This is a genomic window from Caballeronia zhejiangensis (assembly GCF_000698575.1).
Lineage (GTDB): Bacteria > Pseudomonadota > Gammaproteobacteria > Burkholderiales > Burkholderiaceae > Caballeronia > Caballeronia zhejiangensis.
Map to the genome: position 1 here is coordinate 488,885 of NZ_JFHD01000001.1, position 13,136 is coordinate 502,020.

Sequence of the window (13,136 nt, forward strand, 5' to 3'; positions counted from 1 at the left end):
TCTCATTGTTGCTTCCACCATCGAGCATTCCCTATGTGGCAGAAAGACCGTCATCAGCGCATACGCGCGCTCCTGTCGATGCTCGGCCGTGTCTCGAACGAGAGGATCATGGCGGAGCTTTCCGTGTCGCGCGAAACGGTGCGCCGCGACTTGCTCGATCTGGAGCAGGCGGGTGCGCTGCGGCGCGTGCATGGCGGCGCCGTCCCGTCGAGCGACGAGGCGCCCATCGCCGAACGCGCCCGCGCGAACGTGCGCGCGAAGTCGGCCATCGCGCGGGCGGCAATCGGCATCGTTCACGCCGGGCAAACCGTATTCGTCGATGCCGGAACCACGACCGCCATCCTCGCGGACGAGCTTGCGAAGCTCGCCAATCTCACCATCGTCACGAATTCGGTCGATGTCGCGCTGCGGTTGCGCGGCACATCGGGACCGCATGAGCGCGTGCGCGCGATGAACGAAGTCATCCTGCTCGGCGGCATGCTCAGCGAGCGCGCGGCGGCCACGACGGGCGCGACGACCGTGCTCGACATCCGGCGATACCGCGCCGATCTGGCGATGCTCTCGCCTGTCGGCATCGATCAGCGGCACGGGGCGAGCAACTTCGATCGTGCAGAAGCCGAGATTGCCCGGGCGATGGTCGAGAATGCGGACCGCGTCGCGATCCTCGCCGATCACAGCAAGATCGGCCAGCGCAGCCGCATCACGTTTTGCGCGCCTCGCGACATCGACGTTCTCGTGACCGATCGCAAGTCCGGCGAGGCCGCGGATTTGCGCGCGCTCAAGAAGACAGTGGGCGACCTGGTGCTTGCGTGAGCTGCGTCATTCCTTGACGTGCAGCGTGTCGAGCGAGCGCTTGCGCAGACGCGTGTCATGCAGCGCGCCCGCCGCATCGAGCACGGGATACGCCGTCGAACAGAAGAGCGAGTTCAGCCGTTTCATATTGCCGATGAGATCCAGGTGCAGCGCGCTGGTTTCCACGCTGCGCGAGCTTTGTCCCGCCAGCCGGTCCAGATGCTTGTGCGAGTAGGCGCGCTCCAGATCGCGAAAGCGTTCCTTCTCGGCCAGCAACTGCTCGGCGCATCGCAGATCGTTGTTGAGAAACACCGACAATCCGAGCCGCAGGTTACTGATGAGCCGCGCATGCAGATCGTCGAGTTCGCCCAGGCCCTGTTCCGAGAACGCGAGCCGTTGCGAGATTTTCTTCTCTTCGATATCACTGACGATTCGCTCGATGATGTCTCCCGCATGCTCGAGATTGATCGTCAGCGAAATGATGTCCGTCCAGCGACGGCTTTCCGCCTCGTCGAGCTGCTCGCGGGAGATCAGCGTCAGATAGCTTTTCACTTCCGCGTAGAGCTGGTCGACGTCGTCGTCCATGCGCATGGTTTCGCGGGCGACGGCGAGATCGTTGCGTCTCAGCAGATCGGCGACGTTATCGAGCATGACGCGCACGATGTCGCCGATGCGAAGCACTTCACGCGAAGCATTCGCCAGCGCGAGGCTCGGCGTCACGAGGCCTGCCGGATCCAGGTACAGCGGGCGCAACTCGCCGGTCGCGACCGTGCGATCCGGCAGCAAACGCCGGCTGATCGCAGCGACCCGTTCGACGAGGGCGAGACACGCGCAGCAGCGCACGGTGTTGTAGATCACATGGAAACCGACTACGGCTTCGCGCGGATTGGCGATCAGAACCGGCAATCCGCGTGCGAGCAGCGATGCGAAAGGCAGAATGATGATCGCGCCGGCCAGTTTGAATGCGAAGCTGCCAGCGGAAAGACGCCGTGCTGCCGCGTTCTGCGGCAGCGCGTTCAAGAGCGCCAGGAGCCCGCTGCCCAGATTCGCGCCGACGACGAGGCACAAGGCGACCTTCAGCGAGATGACGCCCGACGACGCCAGTGTCGCCGTCAACAGGACTGCGGCGAGGCTCGAATACGAGAGCATCGCGAAGCCCGCGCCCACGAGCGCGTCGAGCATCGTGTCGCCTGTGAGCGCGCCGAACATGACCCTGACGCCGGCGCCCTGCATCATCGGCTGAGCCGCTTCGACGATGAGATGCAGCGCCAGCAGAATCAATCCGAGTCCGATGATGGTTCGGCCCACCTGCCCCGCCCGCGTCTGCTTGCGGGTCAGGAAAAGCGGCACGCCGAACAGGATCAGGATCGGCGAAAGCCATGACAGGTCGAGCGTCAGCACTCGCGCCATTAACGCGGTGCCGACATCCGCGCCGAGCAGAACCGTTAGCCCGGCCGCGAGCGGCACCAGTCCCTGCGCGGCGAACGATGTAATGATGACGGCTGTGGCGTTGCTACTCTGCACGAGGCTCGTCACGCCGATGCCCGCCAGAAACGCGCGCGTCTTGCTGCCGGTGCTACGGCCCAGAATGGCGCGGAGATCGGCGCCGAGCACGCGGAGAATGCCGGTGCGAACGATATGTGAGCCCCAAACCAGGAGGGCGACGCCAGAGAGCAGATTGAGAAGAACCAGCACGGCGAATCGATTTCCTTTGAATGGACGTGACGCTGACGCCAGGCTGTCGAAAATTGGATTGTGACAATAGTGTTACACAGTTCCCACGGCAATTGAGTGAAGTCAATCTTCCATGCAATGCGGCGTTGCGTGCATGCCGCAACTCGCGCATCCGCTTGGAACCAGCGTCTCGCGGGTTTCGCGTCCGCAGCTAGAATCGGCGCTGGCGCATGGAGACCTCGATGGGATACCTGATCGTATTGAGCGTGGGTTGGATGGCGGGTGTTTTGAGCGGCGTGATCGGCACCGGCTCGTCGATGCTGTTGATGCCCGTGCTCGTGCTCATCTACGGCCCGCAGCAGGCCGTTCCGATCATGGCCATCGCCGCGATCATGGGCAATCTCGGCAAGGTCCTGTCCTGGTGGCGCGAGATCGACTGGAAAGCTTCCATTGCCTATGGCGCGACAGCCGCGCCCGGCGCGATATTAGGGGTTCACACGCTGCTTGCGCTCCCGCCGCACGCGGTCGAGCTCGCGCTTGGTCTCTTCTTTATCGCGATGGTGCCCACGCGCCGATGGCTCGCCCGCCGGGCCATGCGCCTCTCGCTCTTCCAGCTCGCGCTGATTGGCGCACCGGTCGGCTTCCTGACGGGCATCGTCGTTTCGACCGGACCGATCACCGTGCCGGTTTTCATGAACTACGGCCTTGTGAAGGGCGCGTTTCTCGCGACCGAAGCTACCGGTTCGCTGATCGTCTACGGTGCGAAAGTCGCGGCCTTTCAGCAGTTCGGCGCCCTGCCCGCTCAAGTGGTCGCTCAAGGGTTGATTACCGGCGCGGCGATCATGGCAGGCACGTTTTGCGCGCGCGGGATCGTCGCGCGCATGTCCGCTAACACCTTCCGGTTCATCGTCGATGCGCTGATGGTGTCGTCGGGTGTGTCATTGCTATGGGCCGCAGTCCGCTGAAGTGAAGGCGTCGCCGTGAACCAGCGCCTGCGCCCGATGCAAATCCCATCGCATTCCCGCAAGTCATACGTCTCTCGTGCTCTGCTCCACTGACGCACGCTTCCCTCCCGCCGCGAAGTGACGCCCCGAGCAGGCGGATCCATCGTTCAGACGGCGTCTGAATCACTCGCATTTACGCGCCGATTCAAAACTTGCGCGCGGCACAGCGCTTGCGCATCAGTGCCGCGCGCATCGACGCCGCAACTCTTCCTGGAGACATCATGAAACTGCTTACTACTCAAGAAGGCCTGCCGCGCCTGTCGTGGGGTTCGATCATCGCGGGCGTCATCCTTTCGATGATCGTCTATCTCATCATGAGCGTGCTCGGCACGGCGATCGGCGCATCGCTCCTGTCGCCGTTGTCGAAGCCCGATACGTTGCACGGCTTCGGTTTCGGCTCGGGCGTATGGGTAATCGTCACGACCGTGCTCGCGGTTTTCGTCGGCTCCTATTACGCCGGACGCTGCGCGCCCGTCCTCGGATGGCTCCACGGTCTGCTGTCATGGGCGGTGATGACGCTGCTCGTCGTGTTCGGCATGACCTCGCTGATTACGGGCGCGGTGAGCACGGCCGGCAGCATCGTCGCAACCACCGCGCAAGTCGGCGCACAAGCCGGCGCGACCGCCGCGAATCAGGCGGGCGGGAACAAGCAGCTCATCGACTCCGCGAAGCAGCAAGTGCAGGCGGCGATGGCATCGGCGGCGTCGGCTGCATCCTCTCCGGATGCCGAACAGAACGCGCGCCAGGCCGCCGACACCGCCGCGCGTGGCGTCGCTCGCGCAAGCTGGTTCTCGTTCGCGGCGCTCGTCGTCGGCGCGATCATCGCGATCGTTTCGGGCGGCGCGGGCTTTCGTCATCAGCCGCCGGTCGAGGAAGGCGGCGGCTCCGCGCTGGATCGCAAGAACGCGGCCCCTCGCAATCGCACCGTGCAGGCAGGCGCCCGCCTTTGAGCGCGCCCGGCCGACGACCTGACCACGCTTCAACGGAGACGCCGATGAGCGCCGATGACAAGCCCACGACCCCGAACGCGACGAACGCGGACTCGTCCGGCACGTCCGACGAGCTCCGGCTTTCCGCCGTGCAGGAAGAATTGTCCGTCGACGTGAAGCGGACGGAGACCGGCGCCGTGCGCGTTCGCAAGGTGGTGCATGAAGAGATGCAGCCGGTCAGCATGCGCCTGAGCGCCGAAGAGGTGGAAGTCAGGCGCGTGGCCGTGAATCGTCCGGTCGAGGAACGTGCCGAGCCGCGTCGCGAAGGCGACACGCTCATCATTCCTGTGTACGAATACGTGCCGGTCGTTCGCATGCAGCTCACGTTGAAAGAAGAGGTGCATGTGACGACGCGAGAGACGCAACAGGACGTCGTCCACCAGGTTCTTCTGAACTCCGAAGAATTGGTGGTTGAACGCCGCGAAGGCACGAGCGGCAAGTGGAAGCCCGATCCGGATGCCGGCTAGATTCACCCGCACCCGAGGCGGGAACGGCCGTTGCGCATATGGACCGGCGCACCTCTCGATACCCGAATCACTCTCACGGAGATAATGCAATGAGCCAGACCATCATCGGTGTATTCAATACGCTTCAGGACGCGGAACTTGCTCAGACGCGCCTCGAAACGGAAGGCGTCGCCCGCACGAATATGAACGTGCATGCGAACGATATGAGCGCGTCCACGTCCGTGTCCGGCGATGCCACCGACCGTCCCGCCGGCGAGCATCACGAAGGCGCGATGGCGCGCATCGAGCACTTCTTCAAGAACCTGTTCGGCGATCACGATCAGCCCGAGGAAATCGGCCACTATCACGAAGCGGTGCGTCGCGGCGGCGCGCTGTTGACGGTGGATGTGATCGACGAATCGTCGATCGAACGCGTGCGCGACGCGCTCTATGCAGCCGGCGCCATCGACATCGACACGCGCGTCGAGCAATGGCGCAGCACGGGCTATAGCGGCTATGACCGCAATGCGCCGGCTTATACGGCCGATGAGATCGCCGCTGAACGGCAGGCCTTTCCCGTCGTGAAGGAATCCGTCGAAGTCGGCAAGCGCGAAGTGCAGACGGGCGGCGTGCGCGTCTATTCGCGGGTGACCGAAACGCCGGTGAGCGAATCGGTGAATCTGCGTGAAGAACACGCGAACATCGAGCGTCGGCCGGTGGATCGTCCGGCGACGGTGGCGGATCTTAAGGAAGGCTTCGTCGAGATCAGGGAAACGGCCGAGCAGCCCGTCGTGGCGAAGACGGCGCGCGTGGTCGAGGAAGTGGTCGTCGGCAAGGAAGAAACGAACCGCACCGAAACCATTCACGACACGGTGCGCGGTACCGAAGTGGAAGTCGAGCGGACGGCGGGCAACCGGGACGTAGCCGACGGCGCGGTTCCGCCGGCGAAAAAGACGCCGCTGTAACGCGTAGTGAGATCGGCCGCTCCCTGCGGAGCGGCTGATTCCGCACGTCTGCGTCCGCTACATTCCCGTTCGCTCAGTCGACGAAAGGCAGCTTGCGGTCGCGCGCTTCCGTCAGCATGGAAACGGTGATCTTGCGCACTTCCAGCTTGCTTTGCGTGATATGCGCGCGCAGCAGCATCGCCGCTTCGCCGCACTTGCCGCGATCGATGAAGCGCAGCATTTTCGCGTGCTCGTCGTAAGTTGCGCTAGTGCGATGCGGCTTCAAGAAATCCAGCCGCCGCACGATGCGGATGCGCTCCGTCACTTCGTTATGCACGCGCAGCATCTCGCCGTTGCCGCTTGCGCGCACGAGTCCGCGGTGAAAGTCCTCGTCCAGGCGAAACATCGCGACGGGATCGCTTTCCTGCGCATCGGGCGAAACGCACCACACCGACTTGAGCGCATCCACTTCCGGATGCGGTGGCGCGCTGCTCGCGAGTTTGTCGAGCGATGCGGTCTCCAGCACGATTCGCAAGTCATACAACTGATCGAGCTGCGCGAAGTTGATCTCCGACACCTTCCAGCCACGCCTGAAACCGACTTCGAGATAGCCTTCGCGCAGCAGGCGGAACAGCGCGTCGCGCATCGGCGTACGCGACACCCCGTAGTATTGCGCGATGTCGGTCTCCGAGAAGCGGTCGCCGGGAAACAGGCGAAAGCTGAAGATGTCCTGCTTCAACTGCTGATAAACCTGCTCGGCAAGCGGATTGGCGCTCTGAATGGCGCGCACGGCACTGCGCTCCGTGAGTTTGGGCGAGTTGATTCGATGTCTCCGTGTAATGCCTCTTCAGGGCGTTTCGATCAGGCTCACGTGCGCCGCGACGATGGTCCACCCCGCGAACGCATTCGATGCATTGCCGATGCGCGCCCACGTCTGCATCTGACGTCCGAGCAAAGGCGTGGCATCGCTCGTGAATTCGGTGCTGACCGAAGCGTAATCCGTGCCGAAAGTCGTGACCACCGTTCGATGCAAACGCCGCGAACGCGGCACCGGCGCGCACGTCTCGCGCCAGCGGCGAATTTCATCGCCGCCATGCTGCACTTCGGCGATGCCGTATCGTACCGTTTCCGGCGCGTGCCAGAAGAGCGCGTTCATGGTAGCCACATCGTTATCGACGAGCGCCTTCTCATAGGCGATGAACGCGCGCTCGACTTCAGCCACCGTTTCCGGACGATTCAGTTCCATCAATTCTCCAGCACATCGGCGAGCGTGGCCGTCCATCCGACGATGCCGCCCTGCGAGCGAATCATCTCGATGGTCGCAGTCTTGAACGACGGTATGTAGCTCGCCGTCGCGTCTTCTATCAGCACGCATTCGTAGCCGCGATCGTTCGCTTCGCGCATGCTCGTCTGCACGCATACTTCGGTCGTGACGCCTGCGAACACGAGATGCGTGATGCCGCATCGCGCAAGCTCTTCGCCGAGGCGCGTTGCGTAAAAGGCGCCTTTGCCGGGCTTGTCGATGACGATCTCGCCCGTAATGGGCGCGACCGCATCGACGATGGCGTTGCCCGGTTCGCCGCGAACGAGAATGCGGCCCATCGGTCCCATATCGCCGATGCGCGCTCGTGGCGCGCCGCGCAGCCGCTTCGCATCCGGACAATCGGAGAGATCGGGCGCGTGCGATTCGCGCGTATGCACGACGAGCCAGCCGCGATCGCGCGCATGTTCGATCAGCTGCGCGACGGTCGGCACGATCGACGTCAGCAGCGACACATCGTTGCCGAGCGCTTCGCCGAAGCCGCCCGGCTCCACGAAGTCGCGCTGCATGTCGATGACGATCAACGCCGTATGCGCTACATCGAACGTGAACGGAGACGGTCGGGCGCGGGTCAGGGTAGGCATGGCGTCAGCCCTCGTATCGGCGTTCGGGTTTCGAAAAACCGCATGACGTCCCGTCTTTCACGACGACTTCGTCCTCCCACGGCAGACGATATTCGCCACGCACCATGTCCTGCATGAACGTGTAAGGACAATCCTGCGCGCCGCCCTTCACGGCGACATAGCCGCGATGTCCGAACTGATAGATGTTGTTTTCGACGCCCCAGTGAATGCGGGCTTCGCGCACGAGATCGGGGCGCATTTCACAGGTGATGATCTCATCCGGGCGATGACTGCCTTCGACCAACACCGTGCCGTCGAAATCGCAGAACATGCCTTCGCCCATCGAGTCGAACGTGCCGTCGCTGCCGCACAGACACACGCTCGCGGTCTGCGCGAGATTCTGGAATGCGTTCGACTGATTGGTGATTTGCCAGGCATGGCGAATGGGCGCGGTATAGCCCGCAGTGCGCAAGATGATTTCCGCGCCCTTGTAAGCGGCTTCGCGCGCCATCTCCGGAAACATGCCGTCATGACAGATGATGAGCGAGAGCTTCGCGCCCTTCGGCCCGATGCACACCGGCACGCCGAGATTGCCCGGCTCCCACGGCTCGACCGGCACCCACGGATGCATCTTGCGATAGTAGAGTCGCACCTCGCCCCGATCGTCGATGATGATCCCGCTGTTATAGGGATTGCCGCCTGGATTGCGCTCCATGATGGAGAAGCATCCCCAGATGCGATGCTCGATGCACGCCGCCTTGAACGCGGCCACTTCGGGACCGTCGAGCGAGCACATGATGGCATCGTTCGTATCCATCGACAGGCCGTGCAGCATGTATTCGGGAAACACGACCAGATCCATCGACGGATTGTTGCGGCGCGCCTTGCCGATCAGTTCGACGATGCGCCGTGTCTGCGCGGCCAGTTGCTCCGGGGTGGCGACAGCCGGATTCTGCAACTGCACGAGACCCACGACGATGCCTTGCGGCGACTTGTTCAATCCACCGAGACCGCTCGAACTCATTCTTCCTTGCTCCTTTATGCGTGAACGGCGAGCGGCTCTGACGCAGCGCGCGTGGCGCTTTCGACATGACCCGCCATGTGTCTTCCCAACGCGACGCGATCCGCGCCGCTCGCAGCCGTTTCGTGTACCAGCCGCCCTTCCGCGATCACCGCGATGCGATCCGCCAGTTCCAGCAGTTCATCGAGGTCTTCGCTGACGAGCAGCACTGCGGCGCCTGCATCGCGTGCGGCGAGAATGCGCGCGTGGATGTCCGCGACCGATGCGAAGTCGAGTCCGAATACGGGATTCGCGACGATCAGCACATCCACCGCTTGCCCGAGCTCGCGCGCGAGCACGGCGCGCTGCACGTTGCCGCCCGACAACGTGCCGATGGCGCGCGCCGGCACCGGCGGTTTCACGTTGAATTCGGCGATGAGACGTTCGGCGCGTCCGCGCATCGCACGGCGATCGAGACGCCAGCCGTGACGCTTCATCGGCGCACGGTCGAAGTCGCGCAAGGCGAGGTTGTCCGCGATGCTCATGTTCGCGACGCACGCATTGCGCAGCGGTTCTTCGGGGAGCGCAAATACGCGCAGCCGCGTCATCTCTTCACGCGTCGCGCGGTATGGCTCGCCATGCATGCGCATTTCACCGCTTTGCACGCGGCGCTGGCCGACGAGCGCTTCGATCAGTTCCTTCTGCCCGTTGCCCGATACGCCCGCGATGCCGAGTATCTCGCCCGACTTCACGCTGAGCGAAACATCGCGCACCGCCCGATGTCCACGATCATCGACGACGTTGAGACTGGACAGCGCGAGACGCACGGGCGAAGCCGCATCGAGCGGCTTGCGTCCGGGCTGCATTCCGGCGAGTTCGGGATCGTCCTGCTTCGCGGATTCACCGCCCATCATCGACGCGGCGAGCTTGTCGCGGCTCGTATCCGCGACCGCGCTCGTCCCGACGAGCTTGCCCTTGCGCAACACTGTGACGTCGTCGGCATACGCCATCACTTCACGGAACTTGTGCGTGATCATCAACACGGTCAGCTCGCCGCGCGTGGCGAGATCGCGCATCAGGCCAAGCACTTCGTCTGCTTCCTGCGGCGTGAGCACGGACGTGGGTTCATCGAGAATGAGGAAACGCTGCTGCAAATAAAGCTGTTTCAGAATCTCGAGCTTCTGCTTTTCTCCTGCGGCGAGACCGGCGACGGGCGCATCGAGAGGCAGACGAAAGGGCATCGAACGCATGAAGGCATCGAGCGCGGCACGTTCCTTCGGCCAGTCGATCTTCCACGGCAATCGCCCGCGCGCCAGCAGCAAATTTTCTTCGACCGACAAGCCCGCCGCCAGCGTGAAATGCTGATACACCATGCCGATGCCGAGCGCCTGTGCATCGCGCGGCGACGCGATTCTCACCTGCCGCGCATCCGCGATGATCTCGCCGTGATCGAGCACGCCATAACCGACGAGCCCTTTCACGAGCGTACTCTTGCCCGCGCCGTTTTCGCCGAGCAGCGCATGCACGGTGCCCGCGCGCACTTTGAGCGTCACGTCGTCGAGCGCGGTGAAAGCGCCGAAACGCTTCGTCGCGCCGAGCACTTCCACGCTCATCGCTTTGGTCGGTGCGTTCATGGTCAGCGTCCCAGCGTCGCGAGCAAAGCCTTCGAATCCGATACCGTGCCGAATACGCCGCCCTGCATCAGCACCATGTTCAGCGCGGCGTCGTGATTGCCCTGATCGGTCGCGCCGCAACAATCCGCGAGAATGGTGCATTCGAAGCCGCGATCGTTCGCTTCGCGCATCGTCGTGTGAACGCAGACATCGGTCGTGATGCCCGTGAGCACCAGATTCACGATGCCGCGCGTGCGCAATACCATTTCGAGGTCCGTTGCGCAGAACGAGCCTTTGCCTGGCTTGTCGATGACGATCTCGCCTTCGATCGGCTTCAGTTCATCGATGATTTCCCAGCCCGGTTCGCCGCGCACGAGTATCTTGCCGCAGGGTCCTTCATCGCCGATGCCGATGCCGTTCGTGCCCGCGCGACGGCTTCTCCATCGCTTGTTGGCGGGCAAATCCGACAGATCGGGCCGGTGCCCTTCGCGCGTATGAATGATCGTGAAGCCTTGCTCGCGCATCAGCGTGAGCACGTTCCTGATCGGTTCGATGGGCGCGCGCGTCATCGAGAGGTCATAGCCCATCTTGTCGACATAACCGCCGATGCCGCAAAAGTCCGTCTGCATGTCGATGATGACGAGCGCGGTGTTCTCCGGCCGCAGATTGCCGTCGTAGGGCCACGGATAGGGACGTGCTTCGATGAAGCGGCTCATGTGTTCGACTCCATGAAAATAGGGTTCAACGCGTGAGACTCAGTTCGCCGGGCGCACCCGCGAGCGTGCGGTCGGGACGGCAATTGACGATCATGATGACGAGCGTGAGGACGTAAGGCGCCGCATTGAAAAGGTAGTAACCGCTCGTCACGCCGATCGCCTGCAACGCGGGTCCGAGCGCGCCCGCTGCGCCGAAGATCAGCGCGGCCCACAGGCATCGCAACGGCTGCCAGCGCGCGAAGATGACGAGCGCGACGGCCATCAGGCCTTGTCCGCTCGACAAGCCTTCGTTCCAGCTTCCGGGGTACACCAGCGACAGATACGCGCCGCCTACGCCCGCGAAGAAGCCGCCGACCGTCGTCGCGAGAATGCGAACGCGCGTGATCGGATAACCCATCGCGCGGGCGCTTTCCGCGTTCTCGCCGACGAGACGCAAAGCCATGCCCCAACGCGTATGTCGCAAGCCCCATTGCAACGCGAACGCCAGCGCGACGCCGATGATGAAGAGCGGATTGACATGCAACGCGTTATGCAACTGCGGCGACGAAGCCCAAGCACCGAGATCGATCGATGACAACATCGGCGCTTGCGGCTCGATGAACGGCTTGCCGAGATAGAACGCGAGGCCGGTGCCGACCAGCATCAGCGCGATGCCGAACGCGATGTCCGACACGCGCGGCAACGAGCACACGAGACCGTGCAGGCAGCCGAGCAGCAACCCCGCGCAGCCGGCCGCGAGCACGCCGAGCCACGGCGAGCCGGACAGATACGCGGCCGCATAACCGGTCATCGCGCCGGATACGAGAATGCCTTCGAGGCCGAGATTGACGCGCCCGCCCTTCTCCGTCAGACATTCGCCGATGCTCACGAACAAATACGGCGTGCTCACGCGGATGGCGCCCGCGAACAACGACAGCAGCAGCACCGCGACGGGTGAATGTGCGTCAAACATGAGTGCCCTCCAGTCGAACCGACGAGCGCGCGACGGTCATCGCCTGCAGCCTGATGCGCCACGCCGCGAGACGACCGCCCATCGCTTCCCACGCGAGCAGGTTGGCAAAGAGCAGACCTTGCAGGACGAGCGTGGTGGCATCGGGCAGACCCAGGCGGCGTTGCAGAAGCGAACCGCTCGCTTCGATACCGCCGACGAGCACCGCGCACAGAATGATCGCCAACGGGTTCTGACGCGCCGCGAACGCCACGAGAATCCCCGCATAGCCGTAACCCGCCAGCAGCGATGCGTTCGCGCTGCCCTGCACCGCCGCGACTTCGAACATGCCCGCGAGACCGGCCGCCGCGCCGCCCATCGCGCAGGCCGCGATCGCGAGCTTGTTCACCGGCAGCCCGACGAGCTTCGCCGCATGGTTGTTGCCGCCCGCGATGCGCATTGCGAAGCCTTTGGTGCTGTGGCGCACGAAGACCCATGCCGCGACGCACGCGAGCGCCCCCCAGAACAAGCCCCAATGCACATCGAGACCCGGCAACGAACCGATCGAGAAGGCATCGGGAACGGGCGGCGTCGAAGGCTTGTTGAGACTCGCGGGATCGCGCAACGGTCCTTCGACGAGATGCTTGAACAATGCAATCGCGATATACGACATCAACAGACTGCTGATCGTCTCGTTGACGCCGCGCCGTTGCCGCATTGCGCCGACCGCGCCGATCCACACGCCGCCCGCGATCATGCCGGTGAGCGCCATCAACGGAGCGACGACGAACCACGGCATCGCGGCAGGCACGACCGTCGCCACGACCGCCGATGCGAGTCCGCCGAGCGCGAGCGCGCCTTCGCCACCGATCACGATCAGCCCGACCTGCGCAGGCAGCGCGACGCACAACGCGGTGAGCATCAGCGGCGCGGCGCGCAGCAACGTGCTCTGCCACGCGAACGACGAGCCGAATGCGCCTTGCGCGATCAGCACGAGCGCATCGTTGGCGGGCTGGCCCTGCACGAGCAGGAATAGCGAGAACAGCACCAGCGTGCCGATGAGCGCGCACAACGTCGGCAAAGCGGGCAATGCGCCCAGCGCCACGCGCGGTAATAGAGGATAGGAACGCATGCCGGCTCCGCGAA

14 protein-coding genes are annotated in these 13,136 nt (G+C 63.9%); 5 read left to right on the plus strand and 9 right to left on the minus strand.

The window, feature by feature from the left end; genetic code table 11:
- Positions 1-33 precede the first annotated feature (33 nt).
- Positions 34-813, plus strand: a complete 780-nt coding sequence (locus BG60_RS02200; protein WP_008346661.1) for a DeoR/GlpR family DNA-binding transcription regulator — start codon at positions 34-36, stop codon at positions 811-813.
- 6 nt (positions 814-819) lie between these two features.
- On the opposite strand, the gene BG60_RS02205 is transcribed toward BG60_RS02200, so the two are convergent.
- Complete coding sequence (locus BG60_RS02205) at positions 820-2,487, minus strand: Na/Pi cotransporter family protein (protein WP_008346662.1); 1,668 nt, start codon at positions 2,485-2,487, stop codon at positions 820-822.
- 221 nt (positions 2,488-2,708) lie between these two features.
- Here BG60_RS02205 and BG60_RS02210 point away from each other — a divergent pair, with 221 nt between their 5' ends.
- From BG60_RS02210 to BG60_RS02225, 4 genes are all read left to right on the plus strand, one after another.
- On the plus strand, positions 2,709-3,431 hold the full coding sequence (locus BG60_RS02210; RefSeq protein WP_008346663.1) for a sulfite exporter TauE/SafE family protein: 723 nt from the start codon (positions 2,709-2,711) through the stop codon (positions 3,429-3,431).
- Between the two features lie 260 nt (positions 3,432-3,691).
- The gene (locus BG60_RS02215; protein WP_008346664.1) at positions 3,692-4,420 is read left to right on the plus strand and encodes a YrzE family protein; all 729 of its coding nucleotides are present in this window, start codon (positions 3,692-3,694) and stop codon (positions 4,418-4,420) included.
- Between the two features lie 44 nt (positions 4,421-4,464).
- Positions 4,465-4,926 (plus strand): YsnF/AvaK domain-containing protein, encoded by a 462-nt coding sequence (locus BG60_RS02220; RefSeq protein ID WP_008346665.1) that lies wholly within the window; start codon positions 4,465-4,467, stop codon positions 4,924-4,926.
- A gap of 89 nt (positions 4,927-5,015) precedes the next feature.
- Complete coding sequence (locus BG60_RS02225; protein ID WP_008346666.1) at positions 5,016-5,870, plus strand: YsnF/AvaK domain-containing protein; 855 nt, start codon at positions 5,016-5,018, stop codon at positions 5,868-5,870.
- Positions 5,871-5,943: 73 nt separating this feature from the next.
- On the opposite strand, the gene BG60_RS02230 is transcribed toward BG60_RS02225, so the two are convergent.
- The 8 genes from BG60_RS02230 to BG60_RS02265 are packed head-to-tail and all read right to left on the minus strand — an operon-like array spanning position 5,944 to position 13,122.
- On the minus strand, positions 5,944-6,639 hold the full coding sequence (locus tag BG60_RS02230) for a GntR family transcriptional regulator (RefSeq protein ID WP_008346667.1): 696 nt from the start codon (positions 6,637-6,639) through the stop codon (positions 5,944-5,946).
- Positions 6,640-6,696: 57 nt separating this feature from the next.
- Positions 6,697-7,095, minus strand: a complete 399-nt coding sequence (hpxZ, locus tag BG60_RS02235; protein WP_008346668.1) for an oxalurate catabolism protein HpxZ — start codon at positions 7,093-7,095, stop codon at positions 6,697-6,699.
- On the minus strand, positions 7,095-7,754 hold the full coding sequence (locus BG60_RS02240) for a cysteine hydrolase family protein (protein WP_033535797.1): 660 nt from the start codon (positions 7,752-7,754) through the stop codon (positions 7,095-7,097). Before BG60_RS02240 ends, hpxZ begins: the two co-directional genes overlap by 1 nt.
- Before the next feature lie 4 nt (positions 7,755-7,758).
- A complete protein-coding gene (locus BG60_RS02245) occupies positions 7,759-8,757 on the minus strand; it encodes a formamidase (protein ID WP_008346670.1) in 999 nt (332 codons plus the stop codon).
- A 14-nt stretch (positions 8,758-8,771) separates the two neighbouring features.
- Positions 8,772-10,367 carry an ABC transporter ATP-binding protein gene (locus tag BG60_RS02250; protein ID WP_008346672.1) on the minus strand — a complete coding sequence of 532 codons (1,596 nt, stop codon included), beginning with the start codon at positions 10,365-10,367 and terminating at the stop codon, positions 8,772-8,774.
- A gap of 2 nt (positions 10,368-10,369) precedes the next feature.
- Positions 10,370-11,062: a biuret amidohydrolase gene (gene biuH, locus BG60_RS02255; protein ID WP_008346673.1), complete on the minus strand. Its 693-nt coding sequence runs from the start codon at positions 11,060-11,062 to the stop codon at positions 10,370-10,372.
- Between the two features lie 25 nt (positions 11,063-11,087).
- Positions 11,088-12,014, minus strand: a complete 927-nt coding sequence (locus tag BG60_RS02260; protein WP_008346674.1) for an ABC transporter permease — start codon at positions 12,012-12,014, stop codon at positions 11,088-11,090.
- A complete protein-coding gene (locus BG60_RS02265; protein ID WP_033535798.1) occupies positions 12,007-13,122 on the minus strand; it encodes an ABC transporter permease in 1,116 nt (371 codons plus the stop codon). The genes BG60_RS02260 and BG60_RS02265 overlap by 8 nt, the downstream gene beginning before the upstream one ends.
- Positions 13,123-13,136: the final 14 nt, after the last annotated feature.